The sequence below is a fragment of the Methylobacterium mesophilicum SR1.6/6 genome (genome assembly GCF_000364445.2).
Classification (GTDB): Bacteria; Pseudomonadota; Alphaproteobacteria; order Rhizobiales; family Beijerinckiaceae; genus Methylobacterium; species Methylobacterium mesophilicum_A.
The window spans coordinates 4,962,120-4,979,426 of record NZ_CP043538.1 but is presented as its reverse complement, the minus strand read 5'-3'; the positions used below and the strand labels follow the sequence as shown (position 1 = coordinate 4,979,426).

At 68.9% G+C, this 17,307-nt stretch carries 21 protein-coding genes and 1 tRNA gene; 17 read left to right on the top strand and 5 right to left on the bottom strand.

Annotation, left to right across the window (positions count from 1 at the left end; translation table 11 throughout):
- Positions 1 to 118: 118 nt before the first annotated feature.
- The 7 genes from MMSR116_RS23585 to MMSR116_RS23555 all read left to right on the top strand — a co-directional run bounded on the left by MMSR116_RS23585 (position 119) and on the right by MMSR116_RS23555 (position 5,410).
- Positions 119 to 1,657: a heme biosynthesis protein HemY gene (locus tag MMSR116_RS23585; protein ID WP_010686030.1), complete on the top strand. Its 1,539-nt coding sequence runs from the start codon at positions 119 to 121 to the stop codon at positions 1,655 to 1,657.
- A 243-nt stretch (positions 1,658 to 1,900) separates the two neighbouring features.
- Entirely contained in the window at positions 1,901 to 2,332 is a 432-nt protein-coding gene (locus tag MMSR116_RS23580; protein ID WP_010686031.1) for an NUDIX hydrolase, read from the top strand.
- Positions 2,333 to 2,435: 103 nt separating this feature from the next.
- Positions 2,436 to 2,510, top strand: a tRNA-Thr gene (locus tag MMSR116_RS23575).
- 377 nt (positions 2,511 to 2,887) lie between these two features.
- Complete coding sequence (locus tag MMSR116_RS23570) at positions 2,888 to 3,874, top strand: NAD(P)H-binding protein (RefSeq protein WP_010686032.1); 987 nt, start codon at positions 2,888 to 2,890, stop codon at positions 3,872 to 3,874.
- 253 nt (positions 3,875 to 4,127) lie between these two features.
- A complete protein-coding gene (locus tag MMSR116_RS23565) occupies positions 4,128 to 4,439 on the top strand; it encodes a DUF6894 family protein (RefSeq protein ID WP_010686033.1) in 312 nt (103 codons plus the stop codon).
- Positions 4,440 to 4,934: 495 nt separating this feature from the next.
- Positions 4,935 to 5,132, top strand: a complete 198-nt coding sequence (locus MMSR116_RS23560; protein WP_010686034.1) for a hypothetical protein — start codon at positions 4,935 to 4,937, stop codon at positions 5,130 to 5,132.
- Positions 5,129 to 5,410, top strand: a complete 282-nt coding sequence (locus MMSR116_RS23555; protein ID WP_039894272.1) for a hypothetical protein — start codon at positions 5,129 to 5,131, stop codon at positions 5,408 to 5,410. The genes MMSR116_RS23560 and MMSR116_RS23555 overlap by 4 nt, the downstream gene beginning before the upstream one ends.
- A 229-nt stretch (positions 5,411 to 5,639) precedes the next feature.
- Here the strand turns inward: MMSR116_RS23555 and MMSR116_RS23550 are convergent, their stop codons facing one another.
- Positions 5,640 to 6,281, bottom strand: a complete 642-nt coding sequence (locus MMSR116_RS23550; protein WP_244625521.1) for a Crp/Fnr family transcriptional regulator — start codon at positions 6,279 to 6,281, stop codon at positions 5,640 to 5,642.
- Between the two features lie 628 nt (positions 6,282 to 6,909).
- Between MMSR116_RS23550 and MMSR116_RS23545 the strand changes: the two genes are divergently transcribed.
- The gene (locus MMSR116_RS23545; RefSeq protein ID WP_010686038.1) at positions 6,910 to 7,767 is read left to right on the top strand and encodes a manganese catalase family protein; all 858 of its coding nucleotides are present in this window, start codon (positions 6,910 to 6,912) and stop codon (positions 7,765 to 7,767) included.
- Between the two features lie 165 nt (positions 7,768 to 7,932).
- Complete coding sequence (locus MMSR116_RS23540; RefSeq protein WP_010686039.1) at positions 7,933 to 8,190, top strand: metal-sensitive transcriptional regulator; 258 nt, start codon at positions 7,933 to 7,935, stop codon at positions 8,188 to 8,190.
- Positions 8,191 to 8,262: 72 nt separating this feature from the next.
- Here the strand turns inward: MMSR116_RS23540 and MMSR116_RS23535 are convergent, their stop codons facing one another.
- Entirely contained in the window at positions 8,263 to 8,508 is a 246-nt protein-coding gene (locus tag MMSR116_RS23535; RefSeq protein ID WP_010686040.1) for a hypothetical protein, read from the bottom strand.
- Between the two features lie 299 nt (positions 8,509 to 8,807).
- On the opposite strand from MMSR116_RS23535, the gene MMSR116_RS23530 reads away from it, so the two are divergent.
- The 4 genes from MMSR116_RS23530 to MMSR116_RS23515 all read left to right on the top strand — a co-directional run bounded on the left by MMSR116_RS23530 (position 8,808) and on the right by MMSR116_RS23515 (position 11,135).
- Positions 8,808 to 9,557 carry a sigma-70 family RNA polymerase sigma factor gene (locus MMSR116_RS23530; RefSeq protein ID WP_010686041.1) on the top strand — a complete coding sequence of 250 codons (750 nt, stop codon included), beginning with the start codon at positions 8,808 to 8,810 and terminating at the stop codon, positions 9,555 to 9,557.
- An 88-nt stretch (positions 9,558 to 9,645) separates the two neighbouring features.
- Entirely contained in the window at positions 9,646 to 10,032 is a 387-nt protein-coding gene (locus tag MMSR116_RS23525; RefSeq protein ID WP_010686042.1) for an energy transducer TonB family protein, read from the top strand.
- Between the two features lie 424 nt (positions 10,033 to 10,456).
- Positions 10,457 to 10,678: a hypothetical protein gene (locus MMSR116_RS23520; RefSeq protein WP_010686043.1), complete on the top strand. Its 222-nt coding sequence runs from the start codon at positions 10,457 to 10,459 to the stop codon at positions 10,676 to 10,678.
- A gap of 247 nt (positions 10,679 to 10,925) precedes the next feature.
- The gene (locus tag MMSR116_RS23515) at positions 10,926 to 11,135 is read left to right on the top strand and encodes a hypothetical protein (RefSeq protein ID WP_010686044.1); all 210 of its coding nucleotides are present in this window, start codon (positions 10,926 to 10,928) and stop codon (positions 11,133 to 11,135) included.
- On the opposite strand, the gene MMSR116_RS23510 is transcribed toward MMSR116_RS23515, so the two are convergent.
- On the bottom strand, positions 11,115 to 11,255 hold the full coding sequence (locus MMSR116_RS23510) for a hypothetical protein (RefSeq protein WP_158169111.1): 141 nt from the start codon (positions 11,253 to 11,255) through the stop codon (positions 11,115 to 11,117). The genes MMSR116_RS23515 and MMSR116_RS23510 overlap by 21 nt on opposite strands.
- Before the next feature lie 498 nt (positions 11,256 to 11,753).
- On the opposite strand from MMSR116_RS23510, the gene MMSR116_RS23505 reads away from it, so the two are divergent.
- The 3 genes from MMSR116_RS23505 to MMSR116_RS23495 all read left to right on the top strand — a co-directional run bounded on the left by MMSR116_RS23505 (position 11,754) and on the right by MMSR116_RS23495 (position 13,423).
- Positions 11,754 to 12,464, top strand: coding sequence for a restriction endonuclease (locus tag MMSR116_RS23505; protein WP_010686045.1), 711 nt, complete (start codon positions 11,754 to 11,756; stop codon positions 12,462 to 12,464).
- Positions 12,465 to 12,611: 147 nt separating this feature from the next.
- Positions 12,612 to 12,854 carry a hypothetical protein gene (locus tag MMSR116_RS23500; RefSeq protein WP_010686046.1) on the top strand — a complete coding sequence of 81 codons (243 nt, stop codon included), beginning with the start codon at positions 12,612 to 12,614 and terminating at the stop codon, positions 12,852 to 12,854.
- A 314-nt stretch (positions 12,855 to 13,168) separates the two neighbouring features.
- Positions 13,169 to 13,423 (top strand): hypothetical protein, encoded by a 255-nt coding sequence (locus tag MMSR116_RS23495; protein ID WP_039894279.1) that lies wholly within the window; start codon positions 13,169 to 13,171, stop codon positions 13,421 to 13,423.
- A 737-nt stretch (positions 13,424 to 14,160) separates the two neighbouring features.
- Here the strand turns inward: MMSR116_RS23495 and MMSR116_RS23490 are convergent.
- Positions 14,161 to 14,574: a thiol-disulfide oxidoreductase DCC family protein gene (locus MMSR116_RS23490; protein ID WP_010686048.1), complete on the bottom strand. Its 414-nt coding sequence runs from the start codon at positions 14,572 to 14,574 to the stop codon at positions 14,161 to 14,163.
- 22 nt (positions 14,575 to 14,596) lie between these two features.
- Positions 14,597 to 15,049 (bottom strand): hypothetical protein, encoded by a 453-nt coding sequence (locus tag MMSR116_RS23485; RefSeq protein WP_010686049.1) that lies wholly within the window; start codon positions 15,047 to 15,049, stop codon positions 14,597 to 14,599.
- Positions 15,050 to 15,982: 933 nt separating this feature from the next.
- Between MMSR116_RS23485 and MMSR116_RS23480 the strand changes: the two genes are divergently transcribed.
- Positions 15,983 to 17,149, top strand: coding sequence for a helix-turn-helix transcriptional regulator (locus tag MMSR116_RS23480; protein ID WP_010686051.1), 1,167 nt, complete (start codon positions 15,983 to 15,985; stop codon positions 17,147 to 17,149).
- Positions 17,150 to 17,307 lie beyond the last annotated feature (158 nt).

The following is a 17,307-nucleotide window of genomic DNA, read 5'->3' as shown; positions in this document are numbered from 1 at the left end:
ACGGCCCCGATCCGCGCGCTGCGCGGCCGCGATCTCTCCGGGCGGACGCATCGGCGCTCCGCCCCTCCCGCACCCAGCGGCGGTCGCCCGCCGGCCGCCGACAGGAGATACTGACCCCATGTGGCGCGCCCTCGCCTTCCTGGCCCTGCTCGCACTCGCCGCCTTCGGGGCGGTCTGGATCGCCGACAGGCCCGGCACCGTCACCGTCGTCTGGAACGGCTATCAGATCGGCACCAGTCTGGCGGTCGCCCTCGTCGGCGTGATCGCCGCAGCGATCGTCCTTGGCGTGCTGTGGGCGATCGTGCGCGGCGTCATCGGTCTGCCCGAGGTGCTGGTCCGGGGCTCCGCCGAGCGCCGCCGCGCCAAGGGCCTCTCGGCCCTGTCCCGCGGCATGGTGGCGGTGGGCTCGGGCGATCCCCTGGCGGCCCGCCGCTTCGCGGGCGATGCCGAGCGGCTCCTCGGCACCGAGCCCCTGACCCTGTTGCTCAAGGCGCAGGCGGCGCAGATCTCGGGTGACCGGGATGCCGCCGAGAGCGCCTTCCAGCGCATGGTCGACGACCCGGAGACGCGGGTGCTGGGCCTGCGCGGCCTGTTCGTGGAGGCCCGGCGGCGCGAGGACGAGACCGCCGCCCGCGCCTACGCCAGCGAGGCCGCCCGCCTCGCCCCGAGCGTCACCTGGGCCAACGAGGCGCTCCTGGAAGCGCAGAGTGCCGACGGCGACTGGGGCGCAGCCCTTGAGACCATCGAGCGGCGCTCCTCGCTCGGCCTGATCGACAAGGCCAGCGCCCGGCGTCAGAGGGCCGTGCTGCTGACGGCGATCGCCGGCGAGCGCGAGGCCGGAGAGCCCGAACTCGCCACGGAGCGCGCGCTGCAGGCGGTCAAGCTGGCCCCGGACCTCGTGCCGGCCGCCTGCATCGCCGGCCGCCTCCTCGCCCGCCGCGGCGACGTCAAGAAGGCGGCCCGGATCGTGGAGGCAGCCTGGAAGGCCAATCCGCATCCCGATCTCGCCAAGACCTATCTCGGCCTGCGCACCGGCGATTCGGTCCGCGACCGCCTCGCCCGGGCCGAGGTGCTGGCCAAGCTGTCGGTCTGGCATCCAGAATCCCGCCTCGCCCTGGGGCAGGCCGCCCTCGACGCGCGGGATTACAAGCGGGCCCGGGAGGCCGTGAAGCCTCTGCTCGCCGATCGGCCGACCGCCCGCGCCTGCCTGCTGATGGCGGCGATCGAGGAGGCCGAGCACGGCGCCGCGTCCGGGCAGGCCCGCGAATGGCTCGCCCGCGCCGCGCGCGCGCCGCGCGATGCCCTCTGGATCGCCGACAACGTCGCCTCCGAGACCTGGGCCCCGGTCTCGCCGGTCACCGGGCGTCTCGACGCCTTCGAGTGGCGCGCGCCGCCGAGCACCCTGGCGGCCCCCGAGACCGCCGTCGAGCCGGAGCCCGACGCGGCCGACGCTGTTCTGGTCCCGGCCGGTCCGGTCGAGACCGCGCCGCCGAAGGGTGGGAGCCCGGCCGCGCCGCTTCCGGTCATCGCCCCGTCCGCTGCAGAGGTTAAGCCGGGCGACAAGGCTGCCGCCGGGACCGATCCCATCTCGGCCGGGATGGCGGCGGCGGCCCTGCCGCCCTCCGGCGGCGGGCAGGCCGTGCGCAGGACCGGGTGACCGCCGCCCGACGCCGGGCGGTCCTGCGGTGATGCGCGCGTTTCCGGCACCTTCGGGACCGGAAAACTCCTGTTCGTGTCACAGTGTTCGGTTATCGATAGTTGTTGGTTCGGCTTCACCGTGTAGCTTGCGCCAGACGACGCCGACCGAGGACTTGATCATCCGCCTCCCTGCTCATGCTCCGGAAAGGCGCCGGGCCCGATCGGGTCCGGCCTGGATCAGCCGCCGCGCGGTGCGGCCGTGATGATCCCCGACGACGACGGCGAGCCGCGGCGGCAGGTCGGCGCGCTGCCGTTCCGGCTCGGCCGGGACGGGACGCTGAAGGTCCTGCTGGTGACGTCGCGGGAGAGCCGCCGCTGGGTCATCCCCAAGGGCTGGCCGATGAAGGGCCGCAAGCCGTTCCAGGCGGCCGCCCGCGAGGCCTTCGAGGAGGCGGGCCTGCGCGGCGCGGTCGGCAAGCGACCGATCGGCCACTACCTCTACCAGAAGCGCCTGAAGAACCTCGACGCCGTCCTGTGCCAGGTGAAGGTCTTCCCGCTCAAGGTGCGCAAGCAGCTCAAGCACTTCCCGGAGGAGCACCAGCGCGAGCTGCGCTGGTTCACGCCCGCCGAGGCCGCCGAGGCGGTCTCGGAGCCGGGCCTCGCCGCCATCATCCGCGCGGCCTGCCGCACGTAAAGCGCGTGTGGATGCGCATCGCGGCGTTGCCAACGCGGCGACGATCCGTTATGGCCCCACTCGGCCGGACGGACACGCCCCTCTCGGGGCGCCCTGGTCACCTGCTGCGGTAGCTCAGTGGTAGAGCACTTCATTGGTAATGAAGAGGTCGAGAGTTCAATCCTCTCTCGCAGCACCAGTTTTCCTCACCTCAATCCATGATCTAGCGGACGGCTTGTTGTCCTGAGCCCTCAATCGAGGATCTTCGGTCAACCCAGCGCGCAACGGTGGCGCAGGCCCGGCCGTCATGGCCCCGGATGCAGGGGCCGGGATGCAGGAGACGACGGTTCGAGGCCCTTGGTCCAGGAGCGGTCACGCCTGTCGTCGGTCGCGTCGGGCACGGCGCGCCTCATGTCCGGCTGCGATGCGCATGTCTGATGAGACCGTCCGCACAGCGTCGGTCCGCCCGCTCGTGCAATCCTCGGGCACTCGGGACTCTGCAGCGTCTGCCGGACGCCCGGGCAGCGCAAGCGTCGCCGTCGCGCTAGGATGGCGACGGGTTGGGATGAGGTGACCATGGCCAAGGGCCGGCAGGTCGGCGCAGGACCGCGCCGCGTCCTCGTTCTGGGGGCGACCGGCACGATCGGCCGGGCGACCGTGCGGGCGCTGGTGTCACGCGGTCATGCGGTCGTCTGCCTCGTCAGACGCTCCGCCGACACCGCTCTCCCGGCCGGCGCGACTGAACGGATCGTGGATCTGACCGACCCGCTGTCCCTGGCGCGCGACGGCGTCCGCGGCGAGGCGTTCGACGTCCTGGTGTCGTGCCTCGCGTCGCGCACCGGATTGCCCGACGACGCCTGGGCGATCGATTACGCTGCGCAGGTCAGCGCCCTGCACGCGTGCCGGGCAGCCGGTGTGACGCACGTCGTGCTCCTCTCGGCGATCTGCGTCCAGAAGCCGATCCTGGCCTTCCAGCGGGCCAAGCTTGCCTTCGAGACGGTGCTGACCGAGTCCGGGCTCGACTACACGATCGTTCGGCCGACGGCCTTCTTCAAATCGCTCTCGGGGCAGATCGAGCGCCTGAAGCGCGGCAAGCCGTTCCTGGTCTTCGGCGATGGAACCCTGACAGCCTGCAAGCCGATCAGTGACGACGATCTGGGCCGCTACCTCGCGGCGTGCCTCGACGACGAGGAGCGGCGCAACCGCGTGCTGCCGATCGGCGGACCGGGGGAGGCGATCACCCCGAAGGCGCAGGGCGAGCGGCTCTTCGCCCTGCTCGGGCGCGAACCGCGCTTCACGCACGTCCCGGTGAGGCTGCTCGATGTGATCGTCATCGTTCTGGCGGCGATCGGACGGTGGGTGCCGGCCCTGGCGGCCAAGGCCGAACTCGCGCGGATCGGCCGCTACTACGCGACCGAGTCCATGCTCGTGCTGAACCCGGCGACCGGGCAGTACGACGCGCACGCCACCCCGGCGACGGGATCGGAAACGCTGTTCGACTACTACGCGCGCGTGATCCGCGGCGAGGCGGTCGCCGAGCGTGGCGACCACGCCGTGTTCTGACGCTCCTCTTGATAGCGCGGTGTCAGCTGACGCGGCGATGGTCCGACGGCGGCCAGGGCCGCCCTGCAGAGGGACCGGGCTGCCGGTCGGCTGAAATCGCGACGGGCGTCCCGGTCGTCCACACACGCCATTGCGGCAGGACGATCCCGGATCCGCGCGCTGCTGATGACACGCGCACCGAACGGTGCGACACTTCCCCCAACAAGAACAGATGCCGGCAACGCCGATCGACCAGGGGGCGCGGAGGAAACCCGTGCCGCACTACTTCTTCGACGTGCAATCGCCGCGTGGGGTGGTTTGTCTGGATTATCAGGGTCTGGACTGCTCCGATGACACCGCCGCCCTGGCGCTCGCACGCCACGGCGCGGGCTTTACCTCGGCCGGCGACTGTGAGCGCAACCCGCAGCTCAAAAGCTACCGGTTCGCCGTGGCGGATGCCGACCACCGCCTGCTCTTCACCGTACCGTTCACGGATCTGCTTCCGGATGAGGAGCCTGCGCCGGCAGCGCGGAAGCGTCGCCCGCGCGCTTCAACAAGGCGGCCCGGCGCGCCGGTGCACGCCTGAACGCGGCTGGCCCGCCGATGGCGTCGGGACGGAGAGTCCGGAACAGCCGACGCGGGCGAGGCCGAACGCCGGATGACCAGACTGCGGCGAGGCGACCGTGTCTCGCCCGCGACCCATCGCGCCCCGTCGCGCCCCATGAGGCGTGTTGGGCCGGCGTCGTCGTGTCCGTCGATCCGGTCAGACGCTCGTCACGGTCGGGTCGGCGGCTTCATTCGCCGCGCCGACAGCCGCCCTCCGATCGGACGGCGTGCACGAGGCTCATCAGGTAGATGATCGATGCGGCCGCGGCGCACGCCGTGACTCCGAGAATTTGTGCTGCTGGTAGCGTCATGCAACGATGATGCGGCCTCACTGTCTCGCGCGTGTTTCCCGGCCAAGCCTGACGATCGCGAGCCGACGGAGGCGAAGCTGCGTGCCGTCGCCCCGGCCTCATCGCATGCCGGTTCTGGTCGAGTCGCCACCCCGCGTATAGAAGAAGCGGGGTCGAACAATCGGATGGACAAGGTCGGGGAAGGCCTGGAACAGGCAGGATTCCGAATATCCGTGATGGGCAAGAAGAAGGTCGAGCGTTCCAGCCTCCCGCGCCGCAGCCGGATCGTCTCCGATCTGATCGTAGCCGCGGCCGAGGCCGGGGACATCGTGACGGGACCTGTCGCACACCGTCCTGCCGCCGAAGGAATCGTACGACCGTGAACTCGACAGCCCTGTTCACCATGCTGGGCCTCGTCCTCGGATGGGCCGCGCTGGCTCTGGCCGCCCTCGGCACAGGGCGGGTCGCCACCTTCGCGTTCCTGATCCTGACCGTGATCGCGCTCTACCTCTACGTGCCGTGGGTGCGGTTGCGCGCCAGCGGGATCGACGGCTCCAGCCGGCCGGTCCGGTTCTGGACGAACGTCGCCATGCTGGCGGTCAGCCTCGCCGCCTGCCTCGCCTTCGGCGTGATGCTGGCCCGGCGAACCGGACTCCTGTAACCGCCGGGCGGAACCTCCGGCTCCGACGAGAGCGACCTTCAGGACCCGCTCCTGCAGGATGGTGTCCGGATCGGCGCGGGGTCGATCGACGGTCGATCCGGAGGATGCGCGGCCGCGTGGTCGCGGCCCTGCCCGGGGGGCAGGCTTGGTCAGACGAGCTCCGCTCCGATCTCCAGATAGGCCGGATCGAACTGCGCCAGGCGTTCCAGGCGGGGGCGGTCGAGCAGGGTCAGGCGCCCCCCTTCAGCTGGATGAGCTGGCCGTCGCGCAGGCATTTGAGAACCCTGTTGACGTGCACCGGGGTGAGGCCGAGGGCGTCGGCGAGATCGTTCTGCGTGATGCGCATCTCGAAGCCGTTCTCCGTGGCGAGCCCCATGACCGCGAGCCGCCAGCGCAACTCGCACAGGAGGTGCGCCATCCGTTCGATCCCGGAACGCCGGCCCAGGCAGACGATCCATTCGCGGGCGATGGCCTCGTCGCGGCGCAGGCGGTGTCCCAGGGCGACGGCGAGATCGCGGCGATCAAGGACTGCGATCCGCGACAGGGGAATCTCTCCCACCGTGCAGCGGGTCAGCGCGGTGACGGCGTAATCGGAGCGACGCGCGAGGACCGCCCCCGGATCGCAGAGGTCGCCCGGTACCAGGATGGCGGTGATCTGCCGGCGGCCGTCCCGCAGCATGCGGTAGCGACCCGCGTAGCCGGCCAGCAGGAGCTGGGCGCTCGCCGGGTCGGTGTCGGGCGGCAGCACGTCGTGCTGCTTCGGGATCGTGCGTTCCCGCGCCGGGAGGCCGTGAAGTTTTGCGAAACTCTCCGGCTCGATCGGGCGGGCCGTCAGGAAGTCTGCCAAGTCGGCGGTCTGGACGGTGAGCATCGATGGACTCCAAGCCGTTGGCGAGCCACCAATCCGGGGCATGAGCCCAATGAAAATCGGCGTATCTCCAGGTACAATTCCTTTGGACGTGTTATGCGCCGTGCAACTCCGGTATTAATCAATGTGTACGCCACCGTACATGCGTTCCATGCAGGGCTTGATGCACGATTGTTTCGCAAAATACTTTGAAAGCTTGACCGAGACCGCGTGTGTCCGGATCGTGGCTGCGCTGGCCGTTCCGCGCATCGGCTCCCAAGTGCTCGTCGGTTCCGCCGTGGCGCATGAACGACGGGACGCTGTGTCGTGGCAATCTAAGTTAAAGTCGGTCGAGAAGGCGCCGTGCGGTAAAATCCTAACATATATCTGTGTGCATCAACCTGTGATATCGATTTGAGCGTGCGGCGAGGACACGGAAAAATCAAAATTCAACGCGCAAGAGCATTGATTTATCGGGTAAAAATCCAACCCACCGCGTCCAGATCGTTCTAAATAGGCTGATCGACCGAACCGTCATCGTGAGGCGGGGTTGAACAGGGAGCAAGGCCTGATGCTCCCATGGAGTACGGGCTCAGCGGCCGATCGTGCGGTGGGCTTGAGCGCGCCGTGCCTCTCGCGAGGGACCGACATCATGTACTATCACGACAAGCGACTGCAGTATCCCGTCAAGGTCGACAGTCCGGACCCGATCTATGCCCGCATGCTCCAGCAGGCGATCGGCGGTATTGAGGGCGAGATCCGGGTCGCGTTCCAGTATTTCTTCCAGGCGTGGGGCAACCGTGCGCCCACCACCAAGTACCGCGACATGCTGCTCAATACGGCCACCGAGGAGATCGGCCATATCGAGATGCTGGCCACCGCCGTGGCGATGAACCTCGAGACCGCGCCGACCAAGGTGCAGGAGGCCGGGGCCGCCGACGCGATCGTCGGGGCCGTGATGGGCGGCGAGAACCCGCGCCACATCGCCGAGGGCATGCTGCACAAGACGTTGCTGTCCACCGGCATGGCGGCCTTCCCGGGCAATTCCGACGGCCTGCCCTTCGACATGAGCCACATCTACGCCAGCGGCAACATCGCTGCCGACATGTACTGCAACGTCGCCGCGGAGAGCACCGGCCGCGTCCTGGCGGTGCGCCTGTATAACGCCACGAACGATCCCGGCATGCGCGACATGTGGAGCTTCCTCATCGCCCGCGACACGATGCACCAGCAGCAATGGCTGGCGGTGATCGAGGAACTCGGGGGTCACGCCGGCACGCTGCCGATCCCGAATTCCTTCCCGCAGAGCGAAGAGAACCAGAAGTTCAACTACAACTTCTTCTCGACGTCGGCGGACGGCTCGCCGCCCCCGGCCGGGCGCTGGACGCAGGGTCCGTCCCTCGACGGCAAGGGCGAGTACAGCGTCGTCCAGAACCAGCCGATGGGCGAGGAGCCGGTGCTCGGCCCGGCGCGGCCCGACAGCGGCGCCCAGTCCCAGCAGATCGGCTGACGGACCGGTGCTCCGGCTCGGCCGGAGCACCACCTCTTCCGGACCTTCCTGCCGGCGCCATCGACGGCCCGAGGCGGCGGCGCCGAACAGAGAGGGGGTCGAGCGGTGACAAGCGGCACAGTCGTCGAAGGTCGTGTCTGCCTCGCCCGGACCGAGGAGGAGCGCATGCCGCTGATCCGGCGGCTCGGGCGGATCGAGGGGCAGGTGCGCGGCCTCCGGGCAATGATCGAGACGGACCGGCATTGTCTCGACGAGATCCAGCAGATCCGCGCGGCGACAGCCGCTTTGCGCGAGGTCGGGCTGCTCATCATCGGCCAGCACGTGACCGCAGGCCTGAACCTGGCGCTGCGCGAGCAGGATCGCGAAGCCGTGTTGAAGGATCTCCAGAGCGTGCTGCGCGCCGCCATGACGGAAGCCGGGTAGGTGGCGGGGCCGGACGCGGCACGGTCGTCCCGAGCGTTACATCCCGGGACGCTTCGGGCCGTGACGCAGGGCTCAGTGCTTCGTCAATGACTCGACGACCGTGCCCTGTTCCAGCGTCTCCGAGAAACGGGCCAGTCGGCTGCGGCTCGGTTCGTTCAGGCCGCCGGCATGGGCGAAGGTCGTCAGGGCGATTCCCACCAGGAAGCGGGCCTCCTCCACCGTGACGGCCCGGCCGCTCAACGTGCTGGCCGCGCCCCGCACCGCAAGCACCGCCTCCCGGAAGGCGGGGTCGTCTTCAAGCTCCGTGAGTCGGCTCATACGCGTCGTCCTGTCTTCCGGGTTGGTCCCGGCCTCGCCGTCGCAGTCTCGATGGCGCCGCGGCTGAGACTGTTGCGTGCGGTGCGCCGCCTACGGCGGGCCGGGAAATAGATGTTCGTCCGATGCTTCCAAACTTAGACTGTTTTCTCGGATTTCAGATCCGCTGAAACTGCCAAGCATGGTATCATAGATCAGTCTGAAGATCGATATTTACGCTGATCTATGTTGCGGCAGGGGCTGCATATTCTGAGACTTATAGCTGAGCCCATGCTCTCGTCCCTCTCAGGTGATCGGCTGTCATGCTCGCACTCACGCTCGACGATGATACAATCGACACGCAGGCGCCTCGGCTCCCCGACAGCGTCCAGTATCATCTCGGCCATCTGCTCGCAGCGACCTATGCGCACGACGCGGCCGAGCCGCCCATCGCGGACCGCTTCGCCGAACTCCTGACGCTGCTGGACGCCGCGTTCGGCCGGGCGCAGGACGGCCGCGAGACGGCGTTCCAGGCCTCCCTCCTGGGGATGGTGCCCAACCTCCAGCGCTTCGCGCGCTCGCTGTTGCGCAACCATGTCGGCGCCGACGACCTCCTGCAGAACACGCTGCTGCGGGCGTGGCGCTCGCGCGCCAGCTTCGCGCCGGGCACCAATCTGGAGGCGTGGCTGTTCACGATCATGCGCAACCAGTTCTACAACGAGCACCGCAAGCGGGGCCGCGAGGTGCAGGACGAGGACGGCACCCAGGCGGAACGGATGGTCTCGCTGCCTGAGCAGGGCGGACATCTGGACCTGAGCGACGTGCGCGCCGCCCTCGATCGTCTGGCGCCGTCCATGCGGCAGGCGCTGGTCCTCGTGGCGATCGAGAACCTTACCTACGAGGAGACCGCGGCGGTCATGAAGTGCCGCATCGGCACGGTGAAGAGTCGCGTCTGGCGCGCCCGGACGCAGCTCGCGGAGATGCTCGGCTATACCGGGCTCGAAGTCGGCAGCGACGATGTCATGCTGGCCGCCGCGGGTCCGAAGGGCCGGAAATCCGTAACCGTTTCCTGACGGCATCCGGCTATCCGGAGTCGCGTGAGGCAGATCCGTGCGGTTGGGTCGGTCGTTCCTCCCGCGCGCACGGAGCCCCTGTCCCCGCATGACGTCACGCGTGCTCATCCCCGGGATCGTCGTGCTCGGCCTGCTCCTGATCGCCGGGGCCGACCCCGCTCCGGCGCGGGAACGTTCCGACCGCGCGGTGCGGAACTGGCTGTCCCGTCTCGTCACGCGGATCGACGCCGCGGATCAGGCCGCGCGGCAGCCAGGGTCGCGCCGGGCCGCCGGCAGCGCGGTGGTTCGCGTGCAGATCGCCGCGGACGGATCCGTGCAGCGGGTGGAGATCGAGGACAGCTCCGGCTCGCCGGACCTCGATCAGCGCGCGCTCCGTGCCGTTCAGGGTGTCGGTCCCCTTCCCGCGCCGCCCTCCGCCCTGCTGGGCCTGTCGGGCGTGGCCGATCTCAGCATCCCGGTCGAACTCGGCCGCTGAGCGTCCGGTGCCGGCGTGAGCGGATCGCGCCGTGCTGGTCAGCGCGGATGGCGGTGTGGATGGCGGCCGGGATGATCCGGCGGTCCGCCGGTGCCGCTGACGGGTCAACACAGCGCGACCACAATGGTAACCGGTCCCGTGCACAGCGTCCTCTGCGCCGGAAGCCGATCAGCGGATGGGCACCGGGCCGGATCTCTTGGATTCAGGCATCCGGACGGAAAGGCCGCTGCCCGTGGGGCGATCGCTTGCGCCGCTTGGACGCCAAGGGCGCGTTCGCAATACCGCCGAGACCCAGCGACCTCGCTCAGATATTGATACTATCAATTTTTGCTATCGATCCAATCTGTTTGGATCATGTTGCTGTGCAGCGTAGATATCGCTCGACCCCGGGCACGAGCCCGGACCATCGAGAGGTATCAGGATCATGACCCTTCGTACCGTCGCCCTCATCGCCATCGCCGCCGGATCCGTGGTCGGTTCCGCACGGGCGGATGAGGCCATTCACCTGACCCCGCCGCTCTACCGCGAGCAGGCCCGCGCCACGGCGACCGTCCGCCCGGCTTCCGAGCTGGCCACGACGCCGCGTCTTGTGCCGACCGCTCCCGCTTCCCCGCGCATTGTCGCCACGGCCGTCTCGGCCGAGTGAGGGGTGTGGATGTTCGGAACCGGTGCCGCCGGATCGTCCGGTGGCACCGGTGGCCGGAGGACGCGGTGGCGCTTTGGGCGGGACCGGGGCGCCGACCGCGGTGCAGTCAGCCTCGCTGCCGAAGATCGCAAGCGTCTTGAGATGTGAGTTCAGCGGTGCTCGCCGCCCAATACGCATCCTTGCTATGTCATCAACGGACGTGCCCACCCGGTTAAAAGGTGTATCCTCCGCAAAAAAGGAGGAGACGATGGCGTACAAGATTACGTTTCGAAAAGGCAAACGGGTGAGCTCCACCAAGCTTTGGCCCTGCGACCTCGAGGCCGCCGTCGCCCATGCCAAGGCTCAGCTTCCCATCCAGCGCGGGCAGAACGGGGCCACCTCGGTCAGCGTATCCTGCGAGCGGACCGGGGACGTCATGTTCACCTTCGCGGAGCAATCAGAGCCGGCGGATCTGTGACTTGGCTGGCTCGATGCCGAGGACGAAATCTTCGATGACCGCACGGGCGACGACGTCGGGCGCTCCATCCGACGCGACAGCATCGGAGTTCGGCACGTACAGCTCGCCCCCGTGCTTCATGCACGAGCTGGATCCTGCCTTTCTCGGCTTCGCCTCCACCGACGATGAGGGCTTACCCGGACCGCAATCCCAGAATCCGGAGCGAACAGCCGCGCGAGGGGAGCCGGAAATGCCCGCTGCACCATGCGGCCCTCGAGCCGCTCGTTCGGCAGAGTGATCCACACGCCGCAGCGGCACGGCGTATCGCGGCTCAAGGCCGGGGCGGTTCCGGGGCAAGGTCGTCGGGCCATGTCGATCGGGGCTGCTGCCGGAGCGCCGAGTCCCGACCGCGGGCGCACTCGACCGCATACGCCCGGACCATGCCGGTCCCGCTACGGTCAGCGTATGGCCATCGCTTTCCGCCGCCGATCCGCCGTTCGCGCTGCCGTCGCGAAGGATGCGTTCACCATCTCCAAAGACTTGCGAAAGCAAAGGGAAACCAAATTTGCTCAGCAATGTCCGATTAAGGTCTGCGGCCGATAAGTGTCCAACCTGCCCAATTCGTAAAGCCTCGCCGCCATGTTTGCGACGTGTCTCGGCCTCTGGGTGACGGCGGCCCTGCTGCTGATCGCCTATCTGCATCTGCACGCCCGGGCCTCCGCCCGATGTCGCGAGACCCTGAGGCGCGATGCCGAGCGACTGCTCATCGAGAGCCGTTGGAGGGAGCGCCACGCCAAGAGCCGGGCCGAGTTCGAGTTTCTTCAAGATGCGGAGCTGGGGCGGCTTCACCGGGCATACGTGCCGGGGCCGGTCCGAGCCTTCTTCTGGATCGGGAGCTTTCGACGGGCGCTGTACGCGGAATTTGCCTCGATCCTGGAGAGGGAGATCGAATCCTGGACCTTCGTTGATCGCGTCAGCGTCTCGCCCGAGAGCTTCGAGGTGTTGATGCTGCGCTGCCTCAAGTCCCTGGGTTGGCGGCTGGATTATCAGGAGGACGACGATTTCGTCCTGATCCGCGACCGGCACCGCTTCGTCGCGCGCTTCGCGTGGACGACCCGCGAGCTCGAATGCCTGCCGGTCAACGCGGTCGCGTCCGCCGCCGAGCGCAGCGGTTGCGCGGCCGCCTACGTGATCACGAACGGTCGCTTCAGTGGCGCAGCGCTCGCGATGGCCCATGCCAGGGGTGTGACTGCCCTGCACTGCTCGCAACTCGACCAGTTGTTGGCGCGTCCCGCGGACGCGGTCCCGATCCGGCGGCGGCAGAGGGAGAAGCTGCGCCTGGCCGCCTGACAGCGCCTCCCCGCCGGGGCGGTATCGCGCCTCCACGCCCGCCCGCCGGGACCGCCCGCGCGGCTCCTCCGGGAGCGGCGCGGGCGGCGTGTGGCCGGGACTCAGGCCGCGACCTAACTCCAGGGGCCCCGCAGTGTGAGACCCGCCATGGCTTTCCCCGATCCGAACGAACCCGACGCGACCGCGATCAACGGCCTGGAACTGGTGAACACGCTGATCGAGCGCAAGGAGAATGGTGAACCGGTCGACGCGGACATCCTGGCCCTGCTGACCGACATGGAGCGCCTGGGTCTCACCCATACGGACGCCTACGCGACGCTCGATGCTTACCGCCCCGGGCCCGCGACCGGAGCCACCGGCGGGGATGACGAAGCCGAGGCTCAGCCGTGAACCCGGTATCCTGTTCCGCGTGACCAGGGCGACGGCAGCGCGGACGACCCGCCGCCCGCGGTTTCGGCGGTCGGATCATCGCTCTCCAAACGCCCTCCCCCTTCGGCGGGGCGCCGGATCATCCTGGATCGAAACCGGCGCCTTTCACCGCCTTGCGGCACCGTGACCGTTTCCGGACGATCAATACATATCGCGCGACTTCATTCATTCGATAGTAAGCACGACGTGAAGGATTTCGATGCCTTTCATTGGCGGGAAGCTTTGCATCAATAGGAGCCAATATTTGAATGGTGGCAGAATCTGCAGGAGCGCCCATGACGACCGAGAAACGCCTGTCCGGCAGGACGGACTGCTTCAGCGCGGGGCACATCCTCGATCACGAGTCCGGTCGGCGGCTGCGGTGCCTCGTCTGGAACATGTCGGATACGGGCGCGCTGCTCGAGGCCGGCGATGACGATGCCGTGCCGGAAGCCTTCACGCTGCTGACCGCGATCGACCAGACGTCGCGGCGCTGCATGGTCGTCCGGCGCACCGGAGCCCGGTTCGGCGTGGTCTTCACCGAGACCTGACGGGCCGGATCAGCCGCGCTGCGACCGCCGGATCGGACGGCTGCGGGCCGCCCGCGCCGCTCTGACAGAGCCCGGGCGGCCTGTTCCCCGCGGCGCGAAATTCGGCCCCTCGCCTTCCGTCGCGCCTTCGTCCTGCCTGAACAGCATGGGGACGGGCGGCCAAGGTCCCGCCCGGGGCGGGGCCAGCCTGGGCGCGCGCCGACCGAAGCCGTCAGCGATTGTGCGCAGTCTCACCCTGCAGGGCGCGCCGGGACGCTTCGAGGCCGCCCTCGCGGTGCCAAAGCCACGCCGTTGCCGCGACCCATGGACCCCCGATGAGGATGAATGCGAGCAGGCCCATAGCTTCCTCCGTTGCAGACAACCGTCGTCGCCAGGATCGTGATTCGTATACAGATACGCCCAATCGGCCCGTCGTGGAATCGGTCTTCGCGTCCATTCCATCCGCCGGGCGAGCGCGGACGGCGCGCGCATGAGGCCGCCACCCCATCGCCCGCGGCTACTCCCGCGTGTCGATCGATCGAGGATACGTTCGGCCTCGGTCCAGTCTTGCGGCGCTGGTTGACCGACCGGCTTGGCAGCGGCGCCGCACGGGACCCAGGCCCGTTCGGGATCGATCCCGCGCGGCCGTCCGCACGTGATCCGCACGGGCGGTCGTGGGACCGAGCCGATGCCCGGCGTCGCCCCGTGGCGCCCTGGGTCGTGATCTGTCGTGATCTGTCGCGATGGTCGCGGCAGGTCTACGGTCCGCCGGAGTGCCTTCGCGCAAGCCGTCGCGCCAGCCGCGGACGCAGGGGCAGCGACAGCCGGTAGGCCCACTCGGCGCCGGCCAGCACGGGTTGAAAGCCGAGCAGGCGCAGCTCGATCAGGCGGCCGAGCCAGCGCCAGCCGGGTAGGGTCTGCCAGAGGCGGGCGAAGGCGGCGGCACCGGAGACCAGGCCTCCATCCGCGCCGCGTACGTGGAAGCGCCGCAAGGCTGCGTCGCGGGTGAGGCCGGGCCCGAGGGCCGGCGCCGGGACGACGCGCCCCACGTCGATGAAGGCGACCCGATCCGCCCCCGCGCAGCGCCGGTAATGGTCGATCTCGGCGCGGCAGAGCGGACAACCGCCATCGTAGTAGACGCTCAGAGGCTGGTCGGCCGTAGCGTCGGTCATGGCTGCACCGAAGGTCGCGGTCTCACTGGGCGGGTGCGCTCAGGACCAGCTTGCCTTTGAACGGCGCATCGATGTTGCGGGTGCTGGTGCAGGCATACGTCTCCTGACCGGCCTTCATCGTCCGCAGCCGCAGCGTGCCCTTGCCGTTCTGCTTGACGGTGTAACCCTTCTCGCTCGCCACATGGACGAGGTCGCCGTCCGCGTGGAGGACCAGGCCGTTCTCGAATTGGCCGGGCGCTGTGATCGTGACGGGCACGTCGGCGCTGCTGACGATGTTCAGCGCGACATTCGTGTCGGCCGGAAGGCGGAGTTCGGCCGGGTCGCAAACCGGCTTGCCGTCCTTCAGGCTGATCGTCAGCTCAACCGGCGGCATCGCATCGCTGGCGGGCGGCGCCAGGGGTTTGCCCTGGGCGAAGGCCGGCCCCGCGATGACGAGCAGCGCAAGCGCCGTTGATCCACGCGCGAACTTCAGCATTGAAGGCCTTTCCAGGTCGAGGCGCGGCGGCGTTGGCCGAGCGCATGGGCGGGAAAGGCGGCGCGGTGGTGCGACGTTCCATGGCGCAACGCCGCACCGTCGCGGCTCCGATCCGGCTCCCGTCGTCAGGGAATTCCGACGGGTTCGCCGGTCCCGAGCCCTCGCACGCACGGCCAGCATCTGCGGGCGGTGCGCACCCGTTGATGCGGTTTCCCGGAGACGCGGTCCGGACGCATTCCGATGCGCGGCGTGGCCGGGGCACCGCGACCGGACCGGTAGGGCTATAGGCCGTGCATCGCGCAGGCACGCGGCCCGACGACTGCGCGCGACACCCGGAGGGCCGGAATGTGCCCCAGTCCATGCGCGCTGAGCCACGCGGTGGTCGTGTCGTTCACCGCGTCCGAGCGGCCGGACCAGATCTCGACCGCGTTGCCGGCGGCGTCGAGGGCGAGAAGCGTCCGGATGATCGGATGGCAGGGCTCATCCTGGTCGCAGGTCGCGTGGAAGCCGCGTCAATCCCTGCGCCCGGGACCGGCGCGGACGTGCGCGCGAGGCTCGGTCAGCGCGAGCGTTCCGTCCAGGTCGAATACGACGGACATGGGCTTCCTCATGGGGCCGCGGACATGTGGAGCCGCGGACATGTGGAGCCGCGGACATGTGGGGCCGCGGACATGGCCGGCCGGGGTTTGGCCGGCCGGGGTCTGGCCGGTCGCGTCCAGGCCGCCCCCGCAAGGTCGCCCTCGGACAGGTCGAGGGTGCGAACACTTCTGCGTGTCCCGGGCGGTCGGTCGGGCCAATTTCACAGGTGAACGATGATGTTCGCCGTCGGGCCGGTGCTTCTGATCCAACACTGAAGGCTGTCTTGAAAACAGATCTCGGCAACGGCATCATGGCTGAATAGGCCTCAGCACTCGGCCTGCGGGGTATTCCGGGATGCGACCGCTGTACGATCACAATCCCAGGGTCGTCGCCCTTGCTGAAGATATTGGAGCGCTGATTGATCGCGCGGCGTTCGATCCCGACGCGTGGGAGGACGTGATGGCGGCCTTCGCGACCGCCGTGCCCGGGGGCAAAACCGGCATCCAGGTGGTGGATATCCTCGGCGAAAGCGCCGTGCCGCTGACCTCCTCCGGCTGGCCAGACGGCGTGGTTGCCCGGTATGCCGCGTATTACAACGCCATCAATCCCTGGATGCCGGTGATGCTGGCTGCTCCGGCAATGCAGCCGATCTTCAGCGAACGACTCCTGCCGGCTTCCGAGTTTGCGCACACGGAGTTCTACACGGATTGGCTGTCTCGAGCCGGAGGCGCCGACGCGTCGAGCGGCATGAGGATCGCCGAAAGCGATGGCCGCCTCGGCTTCATTTCGTTGCACTACGACCTTCGACGCGCCGAGTCCGCCAACGGGATCTACGAGCCTCTCCTGAAGATCCTCGGTCCACGCATCCGGCGGACGCTCGACGCCAGTCGCCATGCGGGACCGAGGCGGCTGAGAAGCTCCCTCCTCGATGCTCTTGTCGAGCCAGCGCTCCTGGTCGCGCAGGACATGCGGATCTACGGCGCGAACGAAGCGGCGGAAGCTTTGCTGCGGGATGGCAAGATCCTGAGGTGCGGGAGTCTCAACATCCTGGACGTGCGTGATCGCAACCTTCTCGCGAGCATCCGCGGCGCAGTGGCCACCACGTGCGCTCCAGACGCTGCGCTGGGGCCTTTCTCGGCAGCTCCGGCTATCACGACGGCAGCCGGAACCTTCGCCGCCTGCACGATGACCGTCGATCCGAAGTTCCTGAGCGCCGGACGCTTGGGTCTGCTTGTGCTGCCGCCCAAGCTCGCGCTCCTCGTCCTGCGCCGGTGCCCGAAGCCCCGCAGATCCGCCGACCTTCAGCAAATTCTGATGACGGACTACAGGCTCACGGCCGCCGAGGCGCGGCTCGCGTCGAACCTCGACGGTACCGTGAGCCTGAAGGAAGCCGCCGACCGCTTCGGCATCACGGTCGACACGGCGCGCACCCAGCTGCGCGCAGTCTTCCGCAAGACGGGCGTGTCCCGGCAGGCAGAGCTCACCCGGCTCGTCCTTCTCAAGAGCGGGCGCGGGAGGTGAGCGCGGCCGCCCCGGATCGCCGCAGGAGGCGCGGCCGGGGCGCGCACGGAAACGGCCGTCGTGCCCGGCGCTTCACGCGCCTGAGCCTCGCGCCGCATCAGCCGACGAGCCGTCGCACGCCGACAGAGGCGCGCCTGATCGCGGTGCACACCGTACGC

Coding starts and splice junctions, on each gene's coding strand:
- MMSR116_RS23495 (WP_039894279.1), top strand. CDS start 13,169: ATGACGACCGAGAAACGCCTGTCCGGCAGGACGGACTGCTTCAGCGCG.
- MMSR116_RS23520 (WP_010686043.1), top strand. CDS start 10,457: ATGACCCTTCGTACCGTCGCCCTCATCGCCATCGCCGCCGGATCCGTG.
- MMSR116_RS23525 (WP_010686042.1), top strand. CDS start 9,646: ATGACGTCACGCGTGCTCATCCCCGGGATCGTCGTGCTCGGCCTGCTC.
- MMSR116_RS23480 (WP_010686051.1), top strand. CDS start 15,983: ATGCGACCGCTGTACGATCACAATCCCAGGGTCGTCGCCCTTGCTGAA.
- MMSR116_RS23510 (WP_158169111.1), bottom strand. CDS start 11,255: ATGAAGCACGGGGGCGAGCTGTACGTGCCGAACTCCGATGCTGTCGCG.
- MMSR116_RS23500 (WP_010686046.1), top strand. CDS start 12,612: ATGGCTTTCCCCGATCCGAACGAACCCGACGCGACCGCGATCAACGGC.
- MMSR116_RS23485 (WP_010686049.1), bottom strand. CDS start 15,049: ATGCTGAAGTTCGCGCGTGGATCAACGGCGCTTGCGCTGCTCGTCATC.
- MMSR116_RS23545 (WP_010686038.1), top strand. CDS start 6,910: ATGTACTATCACGACAAGCGACTGCAGTATCCCGTCAAGGTCGACAGT.
- MMSR116_RS23490 (WP_010686048.1), bottom strand. CDS start 14,574: ATGACCGACGCTACGGCCGACCAGCCTCTGAGCGTCTACTACGATGGC.
- MMSR116_RS23505 (WP_010686045.1), top strand. CDS start 11,754: ATGTTTGCGACGTGTCTCGGCCTCTGGGTGACGGCGGCCCTGCTGCTG.
- MMSR116_RS23585 (WP_010686030.1), top strand. CDS start 119: ATGTGGCGCGCCCTCGCCTTCCTGGCCCTGCTCGCACTCGCCGCCTTC.
- MMSR116_RS23515 (WP_010686044.1), top strand. CDS start 10,926: ATGGCGTACAAGATTACGTTTCGAAAAGGCAAACGGGTGAGCTCCACC.
- MMSR116_RS23530 (WP_010686041.1), top strand. CDS start 8,808: ATGCTCGCACTCACGCTCGACGATGATACAATCGACACGCAGGCGCCT.
- MMSR116_RS23550 (WP_244625521.1), bottom strand. CDS start 6,281: ATGCTCACCGTCCAGACCGCCGACTTGGCAGACTTCCTGACGGCCCGC.
- MMSR116_RS23535 (WP_010686040.1), bottom strand. CDS start 8,508: ATGAGCCGACTCACGGAGCTTGAAGACGACCCCGCCTTCCGGGAGGCG.
- MMSR116_RS23560 (WP_010686034.1), top strand. CDS start 4,935: ATGGACAAGGTCGGGGAAGGCCTGGAACAGGCAGGATTCCGAATATCC.
- MMSR116_RS23540 (WP_010686039.1), top strand. CDS start 7,933: ATGCCGCTGATCCGGCGGCTCGGGCGGATCGAGGGGCAGGTGCGCGGC.
- MMSR116_RS23580 (WP_010686031.1), top strand. CDS start 1,901: ATGATCCCCGACGACGACGGCGAGCCGCGGCGGCAGGTCGGCGCGCTG.
- MMSR116_RS23570 (WP_010686032.1), top strand. CDS start 2,888: ATGGCCAAGGGCCGGCAGGTCGGCGCAGGACCGCGCCGCGTCCTCGTT.